The 24,797-nt window shown below is 66.7% G+C and carries 22 protein-coding genes and 2 tRNA genes; 6 read left to right on the forward strand and 18 right to left on the reverse strand.

The window, feature by feature from the left end:
- Positions 1-16 precede the first annotated feature (16 nt).
- Positions 17-496 carry a YhbY family RNA-binding protein gene (locus tag M0L44_RS08255; protein ID WP_252769156.1) on the forward strand — a complete coding sequence of 160 codons (480 nt, stop codon included), beginning with the start codon at positions 17-19 and terminating at the stop codon, positions 494-496.
- 52 nt (positions 497-548) lie between these two features.
- Here M0L44_RS08255 and M0L44_RS08260 read toward each other — a convergent pair whose 3' ends face one another.
- From M0L44_RS08260 to M0L44_RS08290, 7 genes are all read right to left on the reverse strand, one after another.
- Complete coding sequence (locus M0L44_RS08260) at positions 549-1,007, reverse strand: DUF4149 domain-containing protein (RefSeq protein WP_252769157.1); 459 nt, start codon at positions 1,005-1,007, stop codon at positions 549-551.
- The gene (gene greA / locus M0L44_RS08265; RefSeq protein WP_252769158.1) at positions 1,004-1,480 is read right to left on the reverse strand and encodes a transcription elongation factor GreA; all 477 of its coding nucleotides are present in this window, start codon (positions 1,478-1,480) and stop codon (positions 1,004-1,006) included. Before greA ends, M0L44_RS08260 begins: the two co-directional genes overlap by 4 nt.
- 132 nt (positions 1,481-1,612) lie before the next feature.
- Positions 1,613-4,873 carry a carbamoyl-phosphate synthase large subunit gene (carB, locus tag M0L44_RS08270; RefSeq protein ID WP_252769159.1) on the reverse strand — a complete coding sequence of 1,087 codons (3,261 nt, stop codon included), beginning with the start codon at positions 4,871-4,873 and terminating at the stop codon, positions 1,613-1,615.
- Between the two features lie 23 nt (positions 4,874-4,896).
- Entirely contained in the window at positions 4,897-5,526 is a 630-nt protein-coding gene (leuE, locus tag M0L44_RS08275; protein WP_252769160.1) for a leucine efflux protein LeuE, read from the reverse strand.
- Between the two features lie 51 nt (positions 5,527-5,577).
- Positions 5,578-6,750, reverse strand: a complete 1,173-nt coding sequence (carA, locus tag M0L44_RS08280) for a glutamine-hydrolyzing carbamoyl-phosphate synthase small subunit (RefSeq protein WP_252769161.1) — start codon at positions 6,748-6,750, stop codon at positions 5,578-5,580.
- 280 nt (positions 6,751-7,030) lie between these two features.
- Positions 7,031-8,482 (reverse strand): PA domain-containing protein, encoded by a 1,452-nt coding sequence (locus M0L44_RS08285; RefSeq protein ID WP_252769162.1) that lies wholly within the window; start codon positions 8,480-8,482, stop codon positions 7,031-7,033.
- A complete protein-coding gene (locus M0L44_RS08290; protein WP_252769163.1) occupies positions 8,475-8,870 on the reverse strand; it encodes a post-PEP-CTERM-1 domain-containing protein in 396 nt (131 codons plus the stop codon). The genes M0L44_RS08285 and M0L44_RS08290 overlap by 8 nt, the downstream gene beginning before the upstream one ends.
- Positions 8,871-9,120: 250 nt before the next feature.
- Between M0L44_RS08290 and M0L44_RS08295 the strand changes: the two genes are divergently transcribed.
- Entirely contained in the window at positions 9,121-9,816 is a 696-nt protein-coding gene (locus M0L44_RS08295) for a Bax inhibitor-1/YccA family protein (protein ID WP_252769164.1), read from the forward strand.
- Between the two features lie 68 nt (positions 9,817-9,884).
- Here M0L44_RS08295 and rlmD read toward each other — a convergent pair whose 3' ends face one another.
- The 4 genes from rlmD to surE all read right to left on the reverse strand — a co-directional run bounded on the left by rlmD (position 9,885) and on the right by surE (position 13,811).
- Positions 9,885-11,240 carry a 23S rRNA (uracil(1939)-C(5))-methyltransferase RlmD gene (rlmD, locus tag M0L44_RS08300; protein WP_252769165.1) on the reverse strand — a complete coding sequence of 452 codons (1,356 nt, stop codon included), beginning with the start codon at positions 11,238-11,240 and terminating at the stop codon, positions 9,885-9,887.
- A gap of 85 nt (positions 11,241-11,325) precedes the next feature.
- Positions 11,326-12,189: a peptidoglycan DD-metalloendopeptidase family protein gene (locus M0L44_RS08305; protein WP_252769166.1), complete on the reverse strand. Its 864-nt coding sequence runs from the start codon at positions 12,187-12,189 to the stop codon at positions 11,326-11,328.
- A 21-nt stretch (positions 12,190-12,210) separates the two neighbouring features.
- Positions 12,211-13,035, reverse strand: coding sequence for a protein-L-isoaspartate(D-aspartate) O-methyltransferase (locus tag M0L44_RS08310; RefSeq protein ID WP_435526397.1), 825 nt, complete (start codon positions 13,033-13,035; stop codon positions 12,211-12,213).
- Positions 13,032-13,811 carry a 5'/3'-nucleotidase SurE gene (gene surE / locus M0L44_RS08315; RefSeq protein ID WP_252769167.1) on the reverse strand — a complete coding sequence of 260 codons (780 nt, stop codon included), beginning with the start codon at positions 13,809-13,811 and terminating at the stop codon, positions 13,032-13,034. Before surE ends, M0L44_RS08310 begins: the two co-directional genes overlap by 4 nt.
- A gap of 147 nt (positions 13,812-13,958) precedes the next feature.
- On the opposite strand from surE, the gene M0L44_RS08320 reads away from it, so the two are divergent.
- Both M0L44_RS08320 and M0L44_RS08325 read left to right on the forward strand, forming a co-directional pair.
- A complete protein-coding gene (locus M0L44_RS08320; protein WP_252769168.1) occupies positions 13,959-14,717 on the forward strand; it encodes a LuxR C-terminal-related transcriptional regulator in 759 nt (252 codons plus the stop codon).
- Between the two features lie 18 nt (positions 14,718-14,735).
- Positions 14,736-16,985 carry a sensor histidine kinase gene (locus M0L44_RS08325; protein WP_252769169.1) on the forward strand — a complete coding sequence of 750 codons (2,250 nt, stop codon included), beginning with the start codon at positions 14,736-14,738 and terminating at the stop codon, positions 16,983-16,985.
- A 94-nt stretch (positions 16,986-17,079) separates the two neighbouring features.
- Here M0L44_RS08325 and M0L44_RS08330 read toward each other — a convergent pair.
- From M0L44_RS08330 to M0L44_RS08360, 7 genes are all read right to left on the reverse strand, one after another.
- Positions 17,080-17,155: transfer RNA gene (locus M0L44_RS08330), tRNA-His, on the reverse strand.
- 45 nt (positions 17,156-17,200) lie between these two features.
- Positions 17,201-19,111: a SurA N-terminal domain-containing protein gene (locus M0L44_RS08335; protein WP_252769170.1), complete on the reverse strand. Its 1,911-nt coding sequence runs from the start codon at positions 19,109-19,111 to the stop codon at positions 17,201-17,203.
- 124 nt (positions 19,112-19,235) lie between these two features.
- Positions 19,236-19,311, reverse strand: a tRNA-Val gene (locus M0L44_RS08340).
- A 19-nt stretch (positions 19,312-19,330) separates the two neighbouring features.
- On the reverse strand, positions 19,331-19,603 hold the full coding sequence (locus M0L44_RS08345; RefSeq protein WP_252769305.1) for an HU family DNA-binding protein: 273 nt from the start codon (positions 19,601-19,603) through the stop codon (positions 19,331-19,333).
- A 184-nt stretch (positions 19,604-19,787) separates the two neighbouring features.
- Positions 19,788-20,354: a CDP-diacylglycerol--glycerol-3-phosphate 3-phosphatidyltransferase gene (gene pgsA / locus M0L44_RS08350; protein WP_252769171.1), complete on the reverse strand. Its 567-nt coding sequence runs from the start codon at positions 20,352-20,354 to the stop codon at positions 19,788-19,790.
- Positions 20,355-20,404: 50 nt separating this feature from the next.
- Positions 20,405-20,848 carry a hypothetical protein gene (locus M0L44_RS08355; RefSeq protein ID WP_252769172.1) on the reverse strand — a complete coding sequence of 148 codons (444 nt, stop codon included), beginning with the start codon at positions 20,846-20,848 and terminating at the stop codon, positions 20,405-20,407.
- Positions 20,849-20,897: 49 nt separating this feature from the next.
- Positions 20,898-22,979 carry an excinuclease ABC subunit UvrC gene (locus tag M0L44_RS08360; protein ID WP_252769173.1) on the reverse strand — a complete coding sequence of 694 codons (2,082 nt, stop codon included), beginning with the start codon at positions 22,977-22,979 and terminating at the stop codon, positions 20,898-20,900.
- 34 nt (positions 22,980-23,013) lie between these two features.
- Between M0L44_RS08360 and earP the strand changes: the two genes are divergently transcribed.
- The gene (earP, locus tag M0L44_RS08365; RefSeq protein ID WP_252769174.1) at positions 23,014-24,099 is read left to right on the forward strand and encodes an elongation factor P maturation arginine rhamnosyltransferase EarP; all 1,086 of its coding nucleotides are present in this window, start codon (positions 23,014-23,016) and stop codon (positions 24,097-24,099) included.
- A gap of 67 nt (positions 24,100-24,166) precedes the next feature.
- Positions 24,167-24,721 carry an elongation factor P gene (gene efp, locus M0L44_RS08370; RefSeq protein ID WP_252769175.1) on the forward strand — a complete coding sequence of 185 codons (555 nt, stop codon included), beginning with the start codon at positions 24,167-24,169 and terminating at the stop codon, positions 24,719-24,721.
- Positions 24,722-24,797: the final 76 nt, after the last annotated feature.

Genomic DNA, 24,797 nt, shown 5'->3' on the forward strand with positions numbered 1-24,797 from the left:
AAGGGATAATACGAACATGCCTGCGATTCAACTGACGCCCGCGGACCGCAAGGAAAAGCGCGGCGAAGCCCACCACCTCGACCCGGTCGTCATGATCGGTGCCGACGGACTCACCCCCGCCATCGTCAAGGAGACCAATGCCGCCCTGAAGGCCCATGGCCTGATCAAGGTGCGGGTCTTCTCCGACGATCGCACGGCCCGCGAAGCCATGCTGGCCCAACTGGCCGACGAACTCAATGCCGCCCCCGTGCAGCACATCGGCAAGCTGCTGGTGCTCTGGCGGCCCCTGCCAGCCAAGCAGACGGCGGAACGCGAGGACCGGATGCCCGGACCCCGCACCGTCAAGCTGGTGAGCTTCCCGAAGAATGGCACCGGCCGCCCGACCATCAAGAAGGTGCAGGTATTCGGCAACGAGCGCGTGACTGCGGGTGGCACCATCAAGCGGGTCAAGAAGCGCACCGTCAGCAGCAAGAAGCGCGCACAAAGCCAGGACTGACCTGGATCGAGAATCACCAAGGGGCCGGTTGGCCCCTTTTTCTTTCCAGGCTTCAGCTTCGGGATGCCACCACCGGCCCGACACGCCAGGCCAACACCAGCACCAGCACGATCTTCAGCCCGAACAGACTGAAGCTCAGCCCATGCAGCTGACCGAAGCTCAGCGCCCCCTGCTGGCCCTGCCGGGCCAGTTCCATCATGGGCTGCAGCACGTAGTAACCCAGCACCGTGCAGACCAGAGTGCCCAGCGCCAGCCCCATGTCCAGGCTGAACTGGCTGCCCTGCCCCCACACCGCACGGGCCAGGGCACTGCGCCGGGCCGCCAGCAGCAGCGCCATGCCCAGCAGCAGGCTCAGCGGCGCCTCGCGGGCAAAGATGTGGCCCACCACCTGGCCCGCAGCCGCCTTGTCCAGCACGGCGAAGGGCGCCGGGGTGGCCAGACCGGCCACGCACAGCAGCACGCCCGCCCACAGAGCCGGCAGCAGCGCCATGATGCGGGCGACCGGCGTCACAGGTAGCGCACCCCAACGACCTCGTAATGGCGCACGCCACCCGGGGCATGGACTTCGGCCACGTCGCCAGCCTCCTTGCCGATCAGGGCCCGCGCGATCGGCGAGCTGATGGAGATGAGGCCCAACTTGAGGTCCGCCTCGTCGTCTCCGACGATCTGGTAGGTCACCGCGGCCCCGGAATCCTCGTCCTCGAGGTCGACAGTAGAGCCAAACACGACCCGGCCACCCGCGTCCAACGACGAGGGGTCGATGACCTGGGCCGCCGCCAGCTTGCCTTCGATCTCGAGGATGCGTCCCTCGATGAAGCCTTGCTTGTCCTTGGCGGCCTCGTACTCGGCGTTCTCGGACAGATCGCCTTGCGCACGGGCTTCGGCAATGGCCTGGATCACGGCCTGGCGCTCGACGGTCTTGAGCCGCTGAAGCTCTTCCTTGAGCTTCTCCGCACCGCGCTTGGTCAGGGGAATGGTAGCCATCCTGGCACTCCTTGGCAGACAAAACGAATCCGCCGCGGCGCGGGCCAGAGGCGACGCGCGAGCGGCGGATTGCTGAGATGAAATTCTAGAACACAAGCCGCCCGGATCCGGGCGGGTTTGTCACAGGCCGGATCAGACCAGCGAGGCGTGCAGTTCCTGCAGCGACAGCACCTGCAGGCCGCTGCCGTGCTTGAGCGCCTCGGTGGCGGCCTCGCAGCCGGCCATGGTGGTGTAGTAGGTCACCCGGTTGGCCAGCGCCGCAGTGCGGATGTAGCGGGAATCCGCGATCGCGGTGCGGGTTTCGTCCACGGTGGTGAACACCAGCTGGATCTCACCGGCCTTGATCATGTCGGCGATGTGCGGCCGGCCATCCTTGACCTTGTTGACCACCTTGACCGGGACCCCGGCCGCCGCGATGGCCGCGGCCGTGCCCTTGGTCGCCACCACGTTGAAGCCCAGGTCGACCAACTCGCTGGCGATCTTCACCGCCCGGTCCTTGTCGTTGTTCTTCACGGTGATCACCACCGTGCCCTTGCTGGGCAGGCGGCTGCCGGCACCCAGCTGGCTCTTGAGCATGGCCTCGCCAAAGGTGTAGGCCACGCCCATCACCTCGCCGGTGGAACGCATCTCCGGGCCCAGGATGGGGTCCACACCCGGGAACTTGTTGAAGGGGAAGACGGCTTCCTTGACGCTGAAGTACGGCGGAATCACCTCGTGCGGAGGCTCACCGTTGAGACCCTTCTGATCCGGGAGCTTCTGCCCGGCCATGCAGCGTGCGGCGATCTTGGCCAGTTGCTGGCCGGTGGCCTTCGAGACGAAGGGCACCGTGCGAGAGGCGCGGGGGTTCACTTCCAGCACGTAGACCACGGCCTCACCGTTGTTCACGTCCCCCTGGATGGCGAACTGCACGTTCATCAGGCCGATCACCTTCAAGGCCTTCGCCATCGCGGTGGTCTGGCGGCGCAGTTCGTCCTGCAGGGCGGCCGGCAGCGAGTACGGCGGCAGCGAACAGGCCGAGTCACCGGAGTGGACACCCGCCTGCTCGATGTGCTCCATGATGCCGCCGATCATCACGGCTTCGCCGTCGGAGATGCAGTCGACATCGACCTCGATCGCATCGTCCAGGAAGCGATCCAGCAGCACCGGAGACTTTTCAGACACCCGCACCGCCTCACGCATGTAGCGCTCCAGGTCCTTGTCGCCGTGGACGATTTCCATCGCCCGGCCACCCAGGACGTAGGAGGGACGCACCACCAGCGGGTAGCCGATTTCCTTGGCCAGCAGCAGCGCAGCCTCTTCGGTGCGCGCGGTGCGGTTGGGCGGCTGCCTCAGGCCCAGGGTGTGCAGCAGTTGCTGGAAACGCTCGCGGTCTTCGGCCACGTCGATGGAATCGGGGGAGGTGCCGATGATGGGCACGCCGGCACGCTCCAGGTCCAGCGCCAGCTTCAGCGGGGTCTGGCCGCCGTATTGCACGATCACGCCAGTGGGCTTCTCCTTGTCGACAATCTCCAGCACGTCTTCCAGCGTCACCGGCTCGAAGTACAGGCGATCGGAGGTGTCGTAGTCGGTCGAAACGGTTTCCGGGTTGCAGTTGACCATGATGGTCTCGTACCCGTCTTCACGCATCGCCAGCGCCGCATGCACGCAGCAGTAGTCGAACTCGATGCCCTGGCCGATCCGGTTCGGACCACCGCCCAGCACCATGATCTTCTTCTTGGTCGACGGATTGGCCTCGCACTCCTCGTCATAGGTGGAGTACATGTAGGCCGTCTGCGTGGCGAACTCGCCGGCACAGGTGTCCACCCGCTTGTAGACCGGACGCACGCCCAGCGCGTGGCGCTTGGCCCGCACCTCGTGCTGGTGCGTGCCCAACAGCTTGGCCAGGCGCCTGTCCGAGAAGCCCTTCTTCTTCAGGAAGAACATCTCGTCGCGGCTCAGGCTGTCCAGCACGCGACCGTCCAGCGCCTTCTCGGCCTGGATGATCTGTTCGATCTGGGCCAGGAACCACGGGTCGATCGCGGTCTCTTCGTGGATCTCGTCCAGGGTCATGCCCAGGCGGAAGGCGTCACCCACGAACAGGATGCGCTCGGGACCGGGCTCGCCGATCTCCTCGACGATCTCCTCGCGGTCGGTCGAACGCTCGGTCAGGCCGTCGATGCCGGTCTCCAGGCCACGCAGTGCCTTCTGGAACGATTCCTGGAAGGTGCGGCCCATGGCCATCACCTCGCCCACCGACTTCATCTGGGTGGTCAGGTGGGGGTCGGCCGCCGGGAACTTCTCGAAGGCGAAACGCGGGATCTTGGTGACCACATAGTCGATCGAGGGCTCGAACGAGGCCGGGGTGATGCCGCCGGTGATGTCGTTCTTCAGCTCGTCCAGCGTGTAGCCCACCGCCAGCTTGGCGGCGATCTTGGCGATCGGGAAGCCGGTGGCCTTGGAGGCCAGGGCCGACGAACGCGACACGCGCGGGTTCATCTCGATCACGATCATCCGGCCGTTCGTCGGATTGATCGAGAACTGGACGTTGGAGCCGCCGGTATCCACGCCGATCTCGCGCAGGATGGCGATCGAGGCGTTGCGCAGCAGCTGGTATTCCTTGTCGGTCAGCGTCTGGGCCGGCGCGACGGTGATGGAGTCACCGGTATGCACCCCCATCGGGTCCAGGTTCTCGATGGAGCAGACGATGATGCAGTTGTCCGCCTTGTCACGGACGACCTCCATCTCGTATTCCTTCCAGCCGATCAGCGACTCTTCGATGAGCAGCTCGTTGGTGGGCGAGAGGTCGATGCCGCGCTTGCAGATCTCCTCGAACTCCTCGGGGTTGTAGGCGATGCCGCCGCCGGTGCCACCCAGCGTGAAGCTGGGGCGGATCACCATCGGGAAGCCGGTGCCGCCAACCTCGGCCTGGATTTGCTTCTGCACCGCCCAGGCCTCTTCCAGGGTGTGCGCGACGCCCGACTTGGCCGAATCCAGGCCGATCTTGGTCATCGCGTTCTTGAACTTCTGGCGGTCCTCGGCCTTCTCGATGGCGTGCTCATTGGCACCGATCATCTCCACCTGGTACTTGTCCAGCACGCCGTGCTTGTGCAGGTCCAGCGCGCAGTTCAGCGCGGTCTGGCCGCCCATGGTGGGCAGGATGGCGTCGGGCCGCTCCTTGGCGATGATCTTTTCGACCACCTGCCAGGTGATGGGCTCGATGTAGGTGACATCGGCCGTGGCCGGGTCGGTCATGATGGTCGCCGGGTTGCTGTTGACCAGGATGACCTTGTAGCCCTCCTCACGCAGGGCCTTGCAGGCCTGGGCGCCCGAGTAGTCGAACTCGCAGGCCTGACCGATGATGATCGGGCCGGCGCCGATGATGAGGATGCTCTTGAGATCTGTACGTTTTGGCATGGCTTGTCAGGTCGGGTCGGGCCTCAACCGAGGCTGGCGGTGGCGAGCTTGGCGCCAAAGCCGAGGAACAGGGTGCCCACGCTGCCGCGGGTGAGGCTGGCGACGCGGCGATGCGAACGGAAGGCTGCCGCCAGGCGGGCACCGACCAGGATGAGCGCCGTCAGGTAGAGGACGCTGAAGAATTGCAGGATCACGCCCAGCGCCAGAAAGGTCAGGGCTTGGTGCGGGTAGGCGGGATCGACGAACTGCAGGAAGAAGGACAGGTAGAACAGGATGGCCTTGGGGTTGAGCAGGCTGATGACCAAGGCACGGCTGAATGGATGGTCAGGCTGATCGGCCTCGCCCGCCTGTTCCGCCTTCGGCCGCAGCGCGGAAACCAGCAACTGCAGCCCGATCCAGCACAGGTAGGCAGCACCGACCGACTTGATGACCCAGAACAGCGCGGGCGCCGCCTTGAGCAAGGTGGCGGCCCCGGCGATGGTCAGGCCCATCAGCACCCAATCGCCCAGGAACACGCCCGCCGCCCCCGCAGCCCCTGCCCGCACACCCCGCCGCGTCGCCACGGACAGCACGTAGAGGGAGTTGGGGCCCGGCAGCAGGATGATGAAGATCACGCCGAGCACGTAGGTCAGGGGGTCGGTGATGCCGAACATGGTTGTCTGTCTGTCCTTGCCTCCCACACCGAGGCGCGGGAGGCACTGTCCTCAGGAAGCCTTCTGCTCCATCAGACCGATGAAGCGGTCGAACAGGTAGCCGATGTCGTGCGGCCCCGGCGACGCCTCCGGGTGGCCCTGGAAGCAGAAAGCGGGCTTGTCGGTGCGGGCCAGGCCCTGCAGCGTGCCGTCGAACAGGCTCACATGGGTGGGGCGCAGGTTCGCGGGCAGCGTGTCAGCGTCCACCGCGAAGCCGTGGTTCTGGCTGGTGATCGACACGCGACCGCTGTCCAGGTCCTTGACCGGGTGGTTGGCGCCGTGGTGGCCGAACTTCATCTTGAAGGTCTTGGCCCCGGAGGCCAGTGCCATGATCTGGTGGCCCAGGCAGATGCCGAAGGTGGGCACGCCAGACTCGATCAGTTCGCGGGCCGCGGCGATGGCGTAGTCGCAGGGCTGGGGATCGCCGGGGCCGTTGGACAGGAAGACGCCGTCGGGTTGGTGCTTGAGCACCTCGGCGGCCGGCGTCTGGGCCGGCACCACGGTGACGCGGCAGCCGCGCTCGGCCAGCATGCGCAGGATGTTGCGCTTGACGCCGAAGTCGTAGGCAACCACATGGAAGCGCGGCTGGGTCTGGGTCCCGTAGCCGGGCTTGCCATCCTCCCCCACCAGGCGCCATTCGGTCTCGGTCCACTCGAACGGTGCGGCCGCGCTGACAACCTTGGCCAGATCCTGACCGGCCATGCTGGGCGCGGCCTTGGCCCGGGCGATGGCCTCGTCGATGTCAGCCTGGGAGACCGCGTGACCGGCCGCAAAGGTCATGATGCAGCCGTTCTGGGCACCGTTGGTGCGCAGCACGCGGGTCAGACGGCGGGTGTCGATGTCGGCGATGGCCACCGTGCCCTCAGCGGCCAGGTACTCCGGCAGCGAGCGCGTGGCGCGGAAGTTGGACAGTCGGACCGGAAGGTCCTTGATGATCAGGCCAGCGGCATGGACTTTGGGCGCCTCGATATCCTCGTCGTTGACGCCGTAGTTGCCGATGTGCGGATACGTGAGGGTCACGATCTGCCGGCAGTAGCTCGGGTCGGTGAGAATTTCCTGGTAGCCGGTGATGGCGGTGTTGAACACCACCTCACCCACTGTGTGACCGGCTGCGCCGATCGAGGTGCCGGAAAAGACCGTGCCGTCTGCGAGTGCAAGGATTGCGGGGGGCAGGACGGGCAGCAAGGGAACACTCCGGTTTTCGCGCACCCAGCCCGTGACCTGAACCGCACTGCGAGCCATCCAGGGGACTGGAGGGCACGGGTGCCGGGCTCGGCGAGGACAGATCGGAAACGGAGTTTCGCTGGGTGGCTTTGTTTTAGGGTAAACCTGTCTATTGTAGCCCATCCCCCTCATTCAGGGGAGGAAGCCACCTCCCGCCGCCTGGAATCGGGCGCAAAAAAGGCGCGGGAAGCCCGCGCCTGGTCTGGCCACCTGCCGCGTGAAGCGGCAGGTCGGGCCCGGATCACCAGCCGATGTCCTGCAGCAGCGGCAAGGTCAGATCCTTGGGCGGCGTCACCCGGTAAACCGGCAGGTCGCTGTTGATCGCCGGCTCCATCAGCAGATTGCGGAAGGCGATGGTGTCGTAGTGGGACACCGACGAGCCCGACTGGTAGGGGTTGGGCGTGTACAGCAGCGCGCGCCCCTGGGCGTCGGCACCGGCGTACTGGTCCTTGTTGACATGCAGGATGCCCTTGACGTTGTCACTCATCCGCACATCACCTGTCAGCACGGCCTTCAGCTTGGCACCGTCATCCAGGGTGATGCGCACCGAGGGGATGGTGATGGTGGCATCCGTACCGCTCATGCCGGCCGGCGGGCCACCCGCTGTGTTGTCCGCCACGATCACCCCGACCGCGCCGGCATCCTGGGCGTTCTTCACCTTGATGGTGAAGGCACAGGTCCCGCGATCCACCAGCGCGATGCGCCCCGCCACCAGAGCCGCGTTGTCACCCGTCAGCGGGTTGCAGGCCAGGCCCGTCTTGCCATCGGCCTGGTCGATCACCCGCCCGATGGGGGCCTTGATGCGGGTGGCCAACGTCGGTCCGAAACTGGCCGCCCCAACCTGATAGGTGCCGACAATGGCCGGGTTCTCGGTGGACTTCACCAGCAGCTCGGGCGTACCCTTCTTGAGCACCGCCGGCACGGACGCGGTCACATTGGCGCCCACCCACACCAGATTGCGCGGATTGACGGCCGACGCCTTGCGCTCGGCATCGGTCATGTCGAGCCAGGTCTTGCCAGCGGTGTTGTCATACATCCACCGTTCCCATTGGGCCGGATAGGCATTGACGCCATCGCTGATGCGCGCACCGCTGCTGCCGCTGGTCAGCGCCTGGAAGCCCAGGCCGTGACCCACCTCGTGCATCAGCACGACCGCGAAGTTGACAGTGTTGGACGGCGCATTGCCATCCAGGCCCAGGTAGAAGCTGGTGCCATCCAGGCAGCCAGGCTGCCCCAGATTGACGTTGAAGTGGGAATTGATCTCCGGCTCGGTGCCCTCGTCCAGGTCCGCGCCCGCCAGGGTGTTGGCCAGCGCCGACGAGTACCAGGTCCCCGGGTAGGGGGCATTGGGAAAGTCACGCCACACGCTGTTGGCGCCAGCCGACCCCAGCGTGGCGCTGGTGGAGCTGCAGGTCAACGCCGGCCAATCAGCATTGACCAGGATGTCCGGCCCGCCCTCAGGCAGGTGCTTGGCCCACTTCTTCGCAACATTGAGGTAGACGTTCATGCGCTGCGCGCCCAGCGTCGTGCCCTCGTTGCCACCCACCGGCGCCACAGGGGTGGTGTCGTTGAACCCCACGCCCGGCAGATCGGCATTGACGATCTTGATCTTGACGGCCTGAGCGCTGAATGCGCACCCCAGACTCAGGCCCAGCAGGGCCAGTGCCCGCTTGCGGTTGAACGGCTTATTCAATTTCTGCCCCCTGCGGTTGCGACTGCGTCATCGGTGCGGCCATTGGGGCCTCATCCCCTTCGACGCACTCTTCGACCAGATGCCCTTGCGCGTCCTTGGCCACCCGCATGCTCGAGAGGTGCTCGGCACCCAGAGTCACGCCTCTGGCTGCAGGCGCCTTCAACGAGCGCAATGACTTGCCACCCGCAGCGCGCAGGGCGTTCGTTCCCGCCGCGGTCGCACCCAGCGCCTTGGCCTCATCGGGCGTCACGGCACGCCACTGTCCGGTGACCGGATCCTTGGCCACCCGCATGCCCTCGGCTTCGCCTTGGGCGGCCGCCGCAGCGGACAGCACCAGCAGGCAGACGCACAGCAAGGGCTTGGGCACCGCCAACATTTGAATTGACATTCAGACTCCTCCTAGAAACACCAGTGTCACCAAATGAGTCTAGGAGCCACCTTCAGAGGCCTCAATGCCACACCCCCTCGTTTCGCCTCTCCGTTCTAGGGGGTCCGGATCCACTCACCGCGAAAACCCTGACCACCGAAACGGCGGGCCGCACAGAGCCCCCTCGACTGCGGAGGAACTAAACTGTCCGGACAGGGTCCACCTGTGACGGCTGGTTTCGGCCGCTTCTCATTCCACCATCGGAGGTTTCATGAACGAAGGCCTGCAAACCTATACCGGCTATGCCGGCACAGGCTCGCTGGCGTCGCAGCGCCAGCGGGTGTTGCGCAACACCTATTGGCTGCTGGCGGTGTCGCTGGTCCCCACCGTGTTGGGCGCTTGGTTGGGCGTGGCCACAGGCATCGTGACGGCCATGTCGCCGGTGCTCAGCCTGGTCGTGTTCCTGGGCGGTAGCTTCGGTTTGATGTTCGCCATCGAGAAGACCAAGAACAGCGCCGCGGGTGTGGGCTTCCTGCTGGCCTTCACCTTCTTCATGGGCCTGATGCTGTCGCGACTGCTGGCCTTCGTGCTCGGCTTCTCGAACGGTGCTTCGCTGATCATGACCGCCTTTGGCGGCACGGCCCTGGTCTTCCTGGGCATGGCCACACTGGCCAGCACCATCAAGCGCGACCTGTCCGGCATGGGCAAGTTCCTGATGGTGGGCGCACTGATCATCCTGGCCGCGGGCATCATCAACGTGTTCCTGCAGTCCAGCGCCCTGATGCTGACCCTGTCGGTGCTGTGCATCGCGGTGTTCTCGGCCTTCATGGTCTTCGACATCAAGCGCGTGATCGACGGCGGTGAGACGAACTACATCACCGCCACGCTGGCCATCTACCTGGACCTGTACAACATCTTCCAGAACCTGCTGATGCTGCTGGGCATCTTCGGCGGCGACCGGGAATGACACTCCCAGGCTGATACAGAAAAGGGGCTCCGAGGAGCCCCTTTCTCATGCGCAGCCCGCGGGCCCGGTCACGCCGAAGCGAGTTCGAACACGGCCATGCTCTCCACATGGGCGGTGTGGGGAAACATGTTCACGGCCCCGGCTGCCACGCAGCGGTAGCCCGCCACATGCACCAGCAGCCCCGCGTCGCGCGCCAGGGTGGCCGGATTGCAGCTGACATAGACGATGCGCTGCGGCGGTGCCCAGTCAGGGCGCGGTGCGGACTGCAGGTCGGCCAGCGCCTTGACCAGGGCGAAGGCACCCTCCCGCGGCGGATCCACCAGCCACTTGTCGGCCCGCCCGAACGCCACCAGATCGTCCGGCGTGATCTCGAAGAGGTTGCGCGCCTCGAAGGCGGTCTGGCCTGACAGGCCGTTGCGCTGCGCATTCTGGCGGGAGCGCTGCACCAGGGCCTCGCTGCCCTCCACGCCCAACACCTCCCGCGCACGGGTGGCAATCGGCAGGGTGAAGTTGCCCAGGCCGCAAAACCAGTCGATGACCCGCTGATCCGGCCGTGCGTCCAGCAAGCGCAGCGCCCGCCCCACCAGCACGGTGTTGATCTGGTGGTTGACCTGCGTGAAGTCGGTCGGCTTGAACGGCATGCGCAGACCAAACTCGGGCAGGCTGTAGCCCAGCTCGGGGCCGTCGGCATCCAGCAGATGCACGGTGTCCGGCCCCTTGGGCTGCAGCCACCATTGCACGCCTTGCTCGGCTGCGAAAGCCCGCAGAAGCGCTTGATCACCCTCAGACAGAGGCTCAAGGTGCCGCAGCACCAGCGCCGTCACGCCGTCGCCAATGGCCAGCTCAATCTGGGGCAGCGTGTCCCGCGCTTGCATCCGCCCGATGAGCCCGCGCAGCGGCACCAGCATGGCGCTCACATGCGGCGGCAGCACGGGGCAGACACTCATGTCCGCCACGTAGCGCGACTTGCGCTCGTGGAAGCCCACCAGCACCGTCTCCTTGCGGGCCACATAGCGCACCGACAGGCGGGCGCGGAAGCGGTAACCCCAGGTGGGGCCCTCGATGGGGCGCAGCACACGCTCGGGCTTGACCTTGCCCAGGTGGGCCAGGTTGTCCTCCAGCACGCGCTGCTTGATCGCCACCTGGGACGAGGCCTCCAGGTGCTGCATCTTGCAGCCCCCGCAGGCGCCAGCATGCAGGCCGAAATGGGGGCAACCCGGGCGCACCCGCTGGGCACTCTCATGGCGCAGCGCCACGTAGCTGGCCTGCTCCCACTGGTTCTTGCGCTTGCCGACCTGGACCTGAACTTCCTCGCCGGGCAGCGCGCCCTCGACAAAGACGACCTTGCCCTCGCTGTTGTGGGCGACCCCTTGGGCCTCCATGTCCAGCGACTCGATCTTCAGCCATTCATCCTTCTGTGTCATGCCCTGCATTATCCCGGTGCCGGCCTCACCGGCCCTCCAACAAAAACGGCCGCCCAAAGGCGGCCGTTGAACAGGCGGCATGCGCTCAGCGCGACGGCAGCAGCTTGGCCGGATCGAGCGGCTTGCCCTGCTTGCGGATCTCGAAGTGCAGCTGCACCTTGTCCGAATCGCTGGCCCCCATCTCGGCGATCTTCTGGCCCTTGCGCACCGTCTGGTCTTCCTTGACCAGCAGTGTCTGGTTGTGCGCGTAGGCGCTGAGGTAGTTGGCGTTGTGCTTCACGATGATCAGGTTGCCATAGCCCCTGAGCGTGTTGCCTGCATAGACCACGCGACCATCGGCTGCGGCATAGACCGGATCACCGGCCTTGCCGCCGATCGACAGGCCCTTGCTGCGGCTCTCGTCAAAACCGCCAATCACCGGACCGCCGGCAGGCCAGCCCCAGGGGATGTCATCGTCTGCCTCCTTGGCCGCCACGGGGGCAGGGGCCGACGCCGACGACGCTGCGTTGCCACCGGCCGAAGCGGCCGCGGACGCAGCCGACGCAGGCTTGCTGCCATCCAGAGGCTTGGTCTCGACCTTGGCCGGAGCCAGAGGCTTGGCCGAAGCCACACCCGGTTCGGAGCCTGGCGGGACCACCCGCAACACCTGACCCACCTCGATCACGTTCGGGTTGTCGATGTTGTTCCACTTGGCCAGATCACGCCAGGCCTGGCCGGTCTCAAGCGCGATGCGCATCAGCGTGTCACCGGGCTTGACGATGTAGGTGCCCGGCTTGGCTTCCACCGGGGCCACGGGCTTGGCGGCCTCGGCGGACGCATGCGCAGCCGTGCGGCTCGCGGAGCGGTCCTCAACCGGGGCCTGGTACTTGGGGGAGGCGCAACCGGCCAGAACGGCCAGCAGCAGCAGGCCGGCTGGAGCTGTCCAGCGGTACCCACGGAACAAAGTCATGGTGTGTGCTTTTCCCTGAGGTCAACAGACCCCGGATTTTAAGGGGACGAACTGAACCATCTCGCCAACGGCGCGATGGAAGCCCTGTTCGGTGCGGTCGATGACCACCAGCACCTGCCCTCGCCCATCGGGCGACCTGGCTGGTGCCACCAGTCGCCCACCGACCGCCAACTGTGCCAGCCAGGCTGACGGGACGTCATCGCCCCCGGCGGCAGACACGATACTGTCATAGGGTGCCCTGGGCGGATGCCCCAGCATGCCATCGCCATAGAGCAGCTGGATGTGCATGGCGGGTTGCCGGGCCAGTTGGCGCCGGGCCAGCTCATGCAAGGGTTGCAGGCGCTCGATGGAAATCACCTGCCGGGCCACCTGGGCCAGCAGGGCCGCCTGGTAACCGCAGCCGGTCCCGATCTCCAGCACCTTGCCCAGGTGTCCGTGCCGACGCGCGTTGGGCCCCAGGAACAGCCATTCCATCATCCGCGCCACCACGGAAGGCTTGGAAATGGTCTGCCCCAGCCCGATGGGCAGACTGGTGTCCTCATAAGCCTGCGCAGCGAGTGCCGAGTCGACGAAGTGGTGCCGCTGCACCGCCAGCATCGCCTGAAGCACCGGCTCGCAATGGACACCATCCTGCCGCAGGCGCTCCACCATGCGCCGCTGCATGGCGGGCGTGTCCAGCCCCAGTCCGGAGGCCGGCGTCAGCCGCCGCGCGTCGCGGGCGGCTTCGGCCAGCAGGCGCTGGGGCCGCAGGGGCTCCGGCGGCCCCTTGGCGGCAGTCGCACGCGCCACAGCCACCGGCTTCAATGCCGCCGGGAAACGCCCCTTGGGGCGGGAATCGGCCGTCACGGCCCCTCCGCCCGCGGCCAGCGTTGCTGCCAGGTGGACAGCATGGCGTGATCGGTGAGGTCCACCTGCAGCGGCGTGATGGAGACCCGCCCCTGCGCCACCGCGTGGAAGTCGGTCCCCTCACCCGCCTCACGCGCATCGCCGGCCGGACCGATCCAGTAGATCGGCTCACCGCGGGGGTTGGTCTGGGCAATGACCGGCGAGCTGGCGTGCCGACGTCCCAGCCGGGTGGTGGACCAGGGCAGTTGGTCTGCATCGGGCCGGTTCGGGATGTTCACATTCAGGAGCCAGGGCCTGCTCTCGCCGCCCTGGACGAGCAGCGGCAGGACCGACTCGACCACCCGACGGGCCGTGCGGGCGGCCGCGTCCAGATGGATCCATCCCTTCTCTGCCTGGCTGAAGGCGATGGCCGGCACGCCGAACAGAAAGCCTTCCATGGCTGCCGCCACCGTGCCGGAATACAGGGTGTCATCGCCCATGTTCGCCCCCTGGTTGATGCCGGAGAGCACCAGATCGGGCCGTTCAGGCAGCAGGCCCGTCAGGGCAATGTGCACGCTGTCCGAAGGCGTGCCGTTGACGTAGCGGAACCCTTTCTGCGCGGGCGACTGGGCCTCGTAGACCGACAGCGGACGGTGCAGGCTGAGCGAATTGGAGGTGCCACTGGCATTCTGCTCCGGCGCGATCACGTCGATCTGCCCGAGCCCCTCGCAAGCCTGCACCAGCGCCGCCAGCCCGGGTGCCAGATAACCATCGTCGTTGGCGATCAGGATTCTCATGCGGGCGGATTGTAGGCAGGCCCTCAGGCGGTCCGGCACGAAATCTGCTGATCCCACGAACGGGAGCTCCTGCGGTGGCAGATTGAACTGCTAGCATGGGCGGGTGTGAGGTTTTTCCTCTGGTGCTGAGGTTGTAAAGGTCGTTCCATGTCAGTGAAGGTGTTGATCCTCGAAGACAACCCGGTCGCACGGGAATTTCTCTCTCGCGTGCTCAGGGAGAGCTTCAGCGACCCCATCACCATCACCGAAGCCGGTGACCTCGAAACGGCCCGCGCCCAGATTGCCCTGACGGGCCCTGGCGGCCTGCACGGCACCGACCCGTTCAAGCTGATGCTGCTGGACCTGGAGTTGCCGGACGGCAACGGGCTGGAGTTGCTCGACGAGCTGCGCCAGTACCCCGCCACCAAGGTGGTCACCACGCTCTATTCGGACGACGAGCATCTTTTCCCCGCCTTGCAGTGCGGGGCGGACGGCTACCTGCTCAAGGAAGACCGATTCGAGGTGCTGGTGGACGAGTTGCGCAAGATCGTGCTGGGCCAGCCCCCGCTGTCCCCTGCAATCGCCCGCCGCCTGCTGACCCACTTCCGCCTGGGCAGCGGCCCGGCGCCGACAGAGCCACCAGCTGCCGCTCCCACGGTGTCCTTCAGCGCCAACGTGCCCAGCAGCAGCACGGCCGGCAAGGCGCCCGTGCCGATCGAGCGCCAGGTCGAAATGCCCCACCTGACCCCGCGGGAGATCGAGGTGCTCACCTACCTGAGCAAGGGTTTCACGATCAAGGAAATCGCCAACCTGATGGGCATCAAGTGGTTCACCGTCAACGACCACATCAAGTCCATCTACCGCAAGCTCAACGTCTCCAGCCGAGCCGAGGCAGCCGTGCTGGCCAGCAAGCAAGGCCTGGTCTGACCGGGACCGGGCCTTTCCATGTCCCGCGGCTGGTCTGATTCCACCGACGCTCCCACCTGGACCGCCAACGAGACGCCGGACACCGATCCGCTGGGAGGCCTCGGTGACCTGAGCTTGCGCCGCATCGGATGGCGACGCCAGGCGCTGCTGGCCGCCGCCATCATCGGTTGCCTGACCATCTTCCTGCTGGCCCGCGTGATGGCCAACAACCCCGACGTGGCGGCGCAGTGGCGCGCTTCGGCAGACGGGTATCTGGAACTGGCCGACACCAGCGTGCCTGAGCTCAAGGGCTCGCTGGGCAAGGAGCTGGAAGCCATCGTGACGGCCGACGGGCAGGTCATGCCTTTCGGCGTGCTGGCCATGGCCCACTCGGCGCGCTGGATCAGCCATGACCCCAGCCGGGAAAAGATGCAGGCCGTGCGCCTGGCCACCGCCCGGGCCCTGGAAGCGGGCCAGATCACGCTGCGCTTTCGCGACGCCTCGCAGGTGACGCTGCTTCCCAAGCCCCGCGGCTACGCCGGCCTGGGGGCCATGTTCTGGCTGATGAGCGCCTTCGGCATGGTGCTGTTCCTGGTGGGCTGGATCGTCCCGCTGGTGCAACCCAACCCGCGCAACCTGCTGTACGCGATCATGGCCCATGCCCAGGCCGCCCAGCTGCTGATCTCGGCAGTGGCGGCGGTCCCGGCCATGGCCCTGCCCTCGTCCATGGTGGCCCATGAAAGCCTGGTCCGGGTGCTGCTCGACGCCGTGACCGGCGCTGCCGTGGTCCAGGCTGCGGCCATGCACCCGGTGCGCATGCCGGGCCGGCTGTGGGTGGCGGCATGTGCCTGGGGGGCCACGGCGCTCTATGCTGCCCTTGCCGTCCGTGGGCAACTGATCAACGAGTGGTGGTGGAGCCAGGGCCTGCTGATCGCCGACGGCCTGACCTGCATCGCCTTGCTGAGCTGGGTCCACCGCCGCTCGCCCCATCCATTCGCCATCGTCGTGCGACGCTTTGCGATGGTGACGCTGGCCACCCTGGCCCTGCTGACGGTCGCCGTGTCGCTGATGCCGATGCTTCCTCCGGAAGTGCAGCCCGTGGCGACCGTCGGCCCGGTGATCTGGAGCGTCTTCTTCGCCTCGATCATCCTGCTGGTGCCATTCATCTCGCGTTCGCAGAACGTGATGCGCGAGTTCGCGATGCTGGCCGGCATCAGCACCGTGGCCACCTCGGTCGACCTGCTGTTCGTCGCGGTCTTCTCCTTCAGCCAGTTCACCTCGCTCACGCTCTCTCTGTTCCTGGCACTGGGCGCTTACGCCGCGCTACGTCAGTGGCTGGTCGGGCAGATGATGGGCGCGCGGGCGCTGACCACCGAGCGCATGTTCCAGCACCTCTACCGCATCGCCCGCGAGGTCGAGGCTCGACCCGAACGGGCTGCGGACCGCATGATCGAGCTGCTGCGCAATGTGTTCGAGCCTCTCGAGACCGAACGCACCGAGACCCGCAGCAAGCAAAGCATGGTGATCGGCAATGGCGCCGCGCTGGTGGTGCCCCTGCCCAACCTGGTGGACGGCCCGTCCATGCGTGGCTCCGTGGTGCTTCGCTTCGCAGAGCGGGGCAAGCGCCTGTTCGCACTGGAGGACGCCCGCCTGGCCGATCGCATCCTGGAGCAGCTCATGCGCGCACTGGCCCACGACCGCGCCGTCGAACGAGGCCGCAGCGAAGAACGTGTGCGGATCGCCCAGGATCTGCACGACGACATCGGCGCCCGCCTGCTGACCCTGATGTACAAGGCCCCCAGCACCGAGATGGAGGAGTACATCCGCCACACGCTGCAGGACCTGAAGACCCTGACCCGGGGTCTGGCGGCCAAGAGCCATCCGCTGGCACTCGCCTCGGCGGAATGGAAGACCGACATCACGCTGCGCCTGGAGGCGGTGCACTGCCAGTTGGAGTGGGAAGCCGAATACGACCAGGAGATCACCCTGTCGATGATGCAGTGGTCGGCCATCACCCGCGTGCTGCGCGAACTGGTGAGCAACGTCATCGCCCATGCCAAGGCCAGCCGCGTGCATGTCGCCTGCCAGCTGCGTCAGGGCACCTTCACCATCCTGGTGGAAGATGACGGCGTGGGCACTGACCCCGCCAAGTGGTCGGCCGGCCTGGGCCTGGGCGGCGTGCGCAAGCGGGCCAAGAGCCTGGGCGGCACCGTGGCCTGGCGCACACGGCGCCCGCACGGCACGATCTGCGAAGTCCAGATCCCGCACGTGAGCACACCTGAAGCCTGAAGTCACCGACGGCGGGCCGATGCAAGCCCAAGCCAAAGCGCTAAAAGCAAAAGGGCCCCGGATTTCTCCAGGGCCCTTTTTCATGCTGTTCGGGTGGGGTGGCTGATGGGACTCGAACCCACGACAACCAGAATCACAATCTGGGACTCTACCAACTGAGCTACAGCCACCACCGTAAGCTGCGCATTATAGCCCGACGAATCGGACCATGGCAATCAGTTTGACGCGGATGACGCTGCGGCCGCGGCCGCAGGCAGCGGCTTGAGTTCCACCTTGTGCCGACGCTTCAGCGCGTCGTAGTAGGCCGCTTCCTCCGCCTGAGCCAGTGCCTGGGCAATGTAGGGTTTAGCGCGCGCCAGGTCGGCGTCATCCGCAGCGCGCGGCACGCGCTTGACCACCTTCAGGACGGCATAGCCCTGGGCACCCAGGTCCACACCCACCAAGGCCGATCCCTTGGCGAGGTCAGCCTTCAGCGTGGCGTCCACCACCTGGCGAGGCTGACCCTGGATCTGCGCCCGGGACAGCAGCACGGTCTGCGCCAGGGTCTCGGCGGGGTTCTGCTTCAGGCTGGCCAGACGGGCCTCTCCGTCCTTGCGGGCGGCCGCGGCGGCCTGATCGGCCTTCAGCTGCTCCAGCACCTGGGGGCGCACCTCGGCCAGGTCGCGCACATGGGCCGGGCGGTAGCTCACCACACGCGCCGACACCAGCTGGTTGGCGCCGGTCTCCACCGCCTCGGTGTTGCGCTTGTTCTGCAGGCCGTCAACGCTGAACACCGCGTCAAGCAGCTTGGAGGAAGCCAGGGGGCCCGTGGCGCCCGGCGCCGCGGCGCGCTGCACCACCGCCATCACCTTGTTGAGCTTGAGCTTGTCGACCACCGGCTGCAGGCTGTCGCTCTGCTCATAGACCAGGTTGGTGAACTGCTCCGCAGCCTCCGCATAGCGCTGCTGTGCCAGCTGCTTGGCCACCTCGTCCTGAATCTCCGCGCGCACCGCATCGAAGGGCTTGCGCTCGCCACCACGCACCGCCGTGAGCTTGATGATGTGATAGCCGAAGTCGCTCTCCACCACCCCGCTGATGTCGTTCACCTTCATGCCGAAGGCTGCATCCTCGAAGGGCTTGACCATCGCCCCGCGCGCGAAGAAGTCCAGGTCACCCCCCTTGGCGGCCGAGCCCGGATCCTCCGAGTTCTTCTTGGCCACCTCGGCAAAACTGTCCGGGTGTGCCTTGACCTCGGCCAGCAAGGACTCCGCCTTGGCCTTGGCCTTGGCACGCACATCGGCTGCCGCATCCTTGGCCACGCCGATCAGAATGTGGCTGGCGCGGCGCTCTTCCGGCGTGGTGTAGCGGCTGATGTTCTGCTCGTAGTACTTCTTGAGGTCGTCGTCGGACACCGTGACCTGCTTCTTCAGCGCATCCAGGTCCAGCACCACGTACTCGATGCTGGCCTCGTCCGGCGCGCGGAAGCGATCAGCATGGGCCTTGTAGAAGGTATCGATGTCGGCATCGCTGGGGTTGACCTTGGCCAGGTAGTCCTTGGCGTCAAAGTGCTGGACTTGCACCTCGCGCTGCTCCAGCAGGGCGTTCGCGTTGGCCACCGACGCGGTCTGCCCGGACAGCGACGAGCCCGTCACGCCGCCCAGCACCTGACGCAAGCTGTACTCGGTGCGCAGCATCTCCTCGAACTGGCCGACGCTCATGCCCTGGGCAGCCAGGTACTCCTTGTTGACGCTGCCGTCGGGCTTGCGCAGAGCCGCATAGGCCGGATCGGAAACGAACAGGCGCTGCAGGCGGAGGTCCGGCACCACCAGGTTCTCCTTCTGGGCCGCATGACGCAGCACCTGCTCGCGCACCAGCGCGTCCAGCGTCTGCTGGCGGGCCTCCGGCGTGTCGAAGAGCTTCACATCCAGAGTGGGCATCTGCTGTCGCAAACGTTCCACCTGCTGGCGGTGGGCCGCATCCAGTTCGCTCTGGCGAATCGGCTGCCCGTCCACCGAGGCGACCGTGGCGGCCGCCTGGTCCATGAAGTGGGAGTAGCCCTGCACGCCAAAAAAGACGAACGAGGGAAAGACCAACAGCACCAGCATGCCTTGCAGCAAGCGGGTGTGCGAACGGACGAAATCGAACATGAAGCTCCGCCTTGAGAGAAAGCGCCGCAGGCCAGAAACAGCAAAGGCGAACCGGGGTTCGCCTTCGAGGGCTTTACGCACACGCCGCGCGGCATTCTAGCCAATGACTTGCGCGTGCCGACGGTGGTGGGTGCTGAGGGGCTCGAACCCCCGACCTACGCCTTGTAAGGGCGCCGCTCTACCAACTGAGCTAAGCACCCGCCGGACATCAGAGATGAATCAGTTCAGGGCGTCCTTGAGGCCCTTGCCGGGACGGAACTTGGGCACTTTGGCCGCCTTGATCTTGATGGCGGCGCCCGTGCGCGGGTTGCGCCCGGTGCGCGCCGCGCGCTTGGTCACGGCAAAGGTGCCGAAACCAACGATCGACACACTGCCGCCCTTCTTCAGGGTGGTTTGCACACCGCCGATCATGGCCTCCAGCGCCCGCGTGGCCGCAGCCTTGGAAATGTCCGCCTGCTGGGCGATGAGGTCGATCAGCTCTGTCTTGTTCACAAACAATACTCCCTCGAGGGCATCGCCGCAGGGTGCCTGAACACAGCAATGCCGGTATCCGGTGTGGTCCGCCATGGCGGAAAAATCGATTACATCGGCCGGCTGCCGCGGTGTCAAGCAGGGGCCGGATTCTAGGCCCATGTGATCACGGGGGGCACCGCAGATCACGCCGGGCCATGCCGGATCAACGCGCTTTGGCGCGGATCTCGGGCAGGGCCTTGCGCAGGTAATACACCATGGACCAGATGGTCAGCACCGCGGCCCCCAGGATGAGCACCGTCCCCCACAGGCGCGTGGACACCACTCCGAACAGCTCGCCGTCGAACAGCAGAAAGGGAATGGCAATCATCTGCACCGTGGTCTTGAGCTTGCCGATCATGTGCACGGCCACGCTGCGCGAGGCGCCGATCTGGGCCATCCACTCGCGCAGGGCCGAGATGGCGATCTCCCGCCCGATGATGACCAATGCGATGAGGGCATTGACCCGGTCCATCTGCACCAGAATCAACAGCGAGGCGCAAACCAGAAACTTGTCGGCCACCGGATCCAGAAAGGCCCCGAAGGCCGAACTCTGGTTCAAGCGCCGCGCCAGGTAGCCGTCGAGCCAATCGGTCAGGGCCACCACCACGAACAGCACAGTGGCCACCAGATTGCGGGTGGCCGGATCCACCGGCAGGTAGAACACCCCCACGATCAGCGGAATGGCCACGATGCGGGCCCAGGTCAGCAGGGTGGGGATGGTGAAGAACATGACTGGATTCTGCCTGCAATTGCTTGCGTCGCCCTGATGCAGGACGCGACTCAATCGTCCAAAGTGCGCGGCTTGAACTGACGGTCGTCGTTGAACAGGAACACTTCGGTGAACTTCCAGGGCTTGGGCAGCTGACGCACGTCGCCATACGGCGCGCCCCGCCGCACGGCGTCGATGGCCAGCTGGATGGTGTCCTTGGCCTGGCGCGGCTCGCGCTTGACGTTGATGCGGGCGATCTCCCCGTCCGCTTTCAGTTCGATCTCGAGCACGGGGATGGCCAGCAGCGGCTCATCCACCGGCCCCATGTAGGTCCGATCGGGATTGGCAGCCACCATGCGCTGGGCCGCACGCACCTGGTACTCGGCCCAGCTGCGGGCGGGCGCCTGGGGGGATACCGTTGGCGCAGCAGGACGCCCTGGCGCGCCGCCAGCGCCCGATGGCGACTGCGGCGTCGGCGCACCGCAGGAGGCCAGCAGGATGGCCACGGTGGCCATGCTCCAGGCCAGCGCACGTCGGGCAAAACGCCTTCCAGCAACAGTGTGTTCAGTGCAATGCACGGTAGATCTCCTCTGCCAGTTCCTTCGAAATGCCTTCCACGGTGGCCAGATCATCGGCGCTGGCCGCGGTCACCCCACGCACGCCACCGAAGCGCTGCAGCAGCCGGGCGCGCTTCTTCGGCCCCACGCCGGGGATGTCTTCCAAGCGGCTCCCACCGGTGCGGATGCTGGCCCGCTTGGCCCGCATGCCGGTGATAGCGAAGCGGTGGGCCTCGTCGCGGATTTGAGCGATCAGCATCAGCGCAGCAGAGTCCGGCGGCAACGCCAGCTTCTCGCGGCCGTCGGCGAAGACCAACTCCTCCAGGCCCACCTTGCGGCCCTCGCCCTTTTCCACGCCGGCGATCAGCGAGAGCTCCAGGCCCAGTTCCTGGAACACCTCACGCGCCATGGCCACCTGGCCACGGCCGCCGTCCACCAGCACCAGGTCCGGCAGGCGCTGCTTGGCGTCGCGCGGGATCGGCCCTTCGGCTGCCAGCGCGGCCAGCTTCTCGTAGCGACGGCGCAGCACCTGGCGCATGGCGGCGTAGTCGTCACCACCGGTCACGCCCTCGATGTTGAAGCGGCGGTACTCGCTGTTCTGCATCTTGTGGTCCTGGTAGACCACGCAGGAGGCCTGGGTGGCCTCGCCCGCGGTGTGGCTGATGTCGAAGCATTCCACGCGGAAGCTGTCCAGGTCCTCCACCGCCAGGTCCAGCGCGTCCACCATCGCCCGGGTGCGCTCGCGCTGCGAACCCTCTTCGGACAGCAGGCGCGCCAGCGCCAGCTCGCAGCCCTTGACCGCCATCTCCAGCCAGATGCGCCGCTGCTCGCGCGGCTGATGCACCGCATTGACCTTGCTGCCCGCCTGCTCGCCCAGGGCCAGCAGCAGGGCCTCGTCGATCGGGTGGCTCAGCACCAGCAGGGGCGGCGGCGCGGTGTGCAGGTAGTGCTGGGCGATGAAGGCCTGCAGCACCTGGGTCTCGGCCCGGCGCAGCAGCAGGGCCGCGGCCTCGGCCGGGTCCTCCGGCAGCGCGACCTCCTCGCCGGCGTCGTCCAGGGCCGTGGCCTCGTCGGCGGCCAGCGCCGTGGCCTCCTCGACATGGGTGGGGAAGAAGGCCCGGTCGCCCAGGTGGCGGCCGCCGCGCACCATGGCCAGGTTCACGCAGGCGCGGCCACCGGCCACCTTGACGGCCAGGATGTCCACGTCGCGCCCACTGCTGCTCAGGCTGCTTTCCTCCACCGACTGCTGGTGCTGCACCTTGGCCAGCGCGGCAATGCGGTTGCGCAGCTCCGCCGCCTTCTCGAACTCCAGCACCTCGGCGTGGGCCATCATCTGGGCCTGCAACTCGTCCACCACCGCCTGCTGCTCGCCCAGCAGGAAGCGCTCGGCGTCGCGCACGTCGCGGGCATAGTCCTCGGCCGAGATGAAGCCCACGCAGGGGCCGGTGCAGCGCCGGATCTGGTACAGCAGACAGGGCCGCGAACGGTTGTTGAACACCGTGTCCTCGCAGGTCCGCAGGCGAAAAACCTTCTGCAGGATCTGGATCGTCTCCTTCACCGCCCAGGCGCTGGGGTAGGGCCCGAAGTAGCGGTGGCGGCGGTCCACCGCGCCGCGGTAGTAGGCCACCCGCGGGTAGCGCTGGGCGGCCGGCTGGCCCGGTGCCTCGCCGCCGCGGGTGCCAGTGATCTTCAGGTAGGGGTAGCTCTTGTCGTCCCGGAACAGGATGTTGAACTTGGGGTTCAGCGTCTTGATCAGGTTGTTTTCGAGCAGCAGCGCCTCATCCTCGCTGCGCACCACCGTGGTTTCCAGCCGCGCGATGCGCGTGACCATCAGGCCGATGCGGGTGCCGCCATGGTCCTTGTGGAAATAGCTGGAGACGCGGCGCTTGAGGTCGCGCGCCTTGCCCACGTAGAGCACGTTGCCCTGCACATCGAAGTAGCGGTAGACCCCCGGCAGGGGTGGCAGGGCCGCCACCTCGGCCAGCAGGCGCTCGCGCGCCGCCTGGGCGGCCTGCACGGCCTCGCGGGCACGGGCGGCCTCGCCGGCATCGTCCGCCGGGGCTGCAGGGGGGGAGGGCTGGTCACTCATCGGGTGCGCATTGTGCCGCCCTATCATCCCGCCGATGTTCCACGCTGTCACACCCGCCCTGCCCTCGTCCGCCCCGTGGCGCTGGGACATCTTCTGCCGCGTGATCGACAACCACGGTGACCTCGGCGTCTGCTGGCGACTGGCGCGCGATCTGGCCGAACTCGGCCAGCGGGTGCGCCTGTGGGTGGATGACCCCGCGGCCCTGCGCTGGATGGCGCCGCAGGGTCACCCGCAGGTTGCGCTGCTGCATTGGACATCGGACACCCCGCTGCCGGAGCCGGGCGATGTCGTCGTGGAGGCCTTCGGTTGCGACCCACCGGAGGCCTTTGTGGCCCGCATGGCCGCCGCCCCCCGTCCACCGGTGTGGGTCAACCTGGAGTACCTGAGCGCCGAGGACTATGTCGAGCGCTCGCACCGCCTGCGCTCGCCCCAGCGCTGCGGACTGGACAAGTGGTTCTTCTACCCCGGCTTCACCCCCGCCACCGGCGGTCTGCTGCGCGAGGACGGTCTGCTGGCCGAACAGGCCCGTTTCGACGTGCCCACCTGGCTGGCCGCCCAGGGCATCGCACCGCAGCCGGGCGAGCGGCTGGTCAGCCTGTTCTGCTACCCGCAGGAGCGCCTCCCTGCCCTGCTGGCCGCACTGGCCGACGCGCCCACCCTGCTGCTGACCGCCCCCGGTCCTGCCACTGCGCTGAGCGAGGCCCTGCCCCTGCCCCCCGGCCTGCGGCGCCAGGCCCTGCCCTGGCTGACCCAGCCCGACTATGACCGGCTGCTTTGGGCCTGCGACCTCAACCTGGTGCGGGGCGAGGACTCCTTCGTGCGGGCCCAGTGGGCGGGCCGCCCCTTCCTCTGGCAGATCTATCCGCAGGAGGACGGCGTGCATGCCGACAAGCTGGCCGCCTTTCTGCGCCGCCACCTGGATGGCGCGCCGCCGGCCTTGGCCCAGGCCGTCACCAGGCTGATGCAGGCCTGGAATGGCCTGACACCGGCGAGCTCGGCCTGGCCGCCCCTGCCCGCCCTGGCGGAGTGGCAGGACTGGACCCGGGCGTGGCGTGCCCGACTGCTCGTGCAGCCTTCTCTGACCCGACAGCTCCTCGGGTTCGTCATGGAAAAGCGCTAAAATCCAACGCTTTGCGAAAATTTGGGCTGCGCAGCACGCATGGCGCCGCCACCAACGGAATCTCACCATGAAGCTCGCTCAAGAAATCCGCGCCGGCAACGTCATCATGCAGGGCAAGGACCCGATGGTCGTTCTGAAGACCGAATACAGCCGCGGGGGCCGCGGTGCCGCCACCGTGCGCATGAAGATGAAGAACCTGCTCAACGGCTCTGGCGCCGAAGTCGTCTTCAAGGCCGACGACAAGATGGAGCAGGTCATCCTCGAGACCAAGGAATGCACCTACACCTACTTCGCTGACCCGATGTACGTGTTCATGGACACCGACTACAACCAGTTCGAGGTGGAAGCCGAGAACATGGGCGACGCCATCAGCTACCTGGAAGACAACATGCCGGTGGAAGTGGTGTTCTACGACGGCAAGGCCATCTCGGTCGAACTGCCCACCAGCGTCGTGCGCGAAATCGAGACCGAGCCGGGCGTCAAGGGCGACACCTCGGGCAAGGTCCTGAAGCCCGCCCGCCTGAAGGGCACTGGCTTCGAGATCTCCGTGCCGCTGTTCGTGGAAAACGGCGACAAGATCGAAATCGACACCCGCACCCACGAATACCGCAAGCGCGTCTGATCCGCGCCAACACGGTGGTGCCGGGTTTGCCGGCATGATGATGGGCACCTTCGGGTGCCCATTTTTCTGGGCGATC

Source organism: Ideonella oryzae, from assembly GCF_024055665.1.
GTDB lineage: Bacteria > Pseudomonadota > Gammaproteobacteria > Burkholderiales > Burkholderiaceae_C > Ideonella > Ideonella oryzae.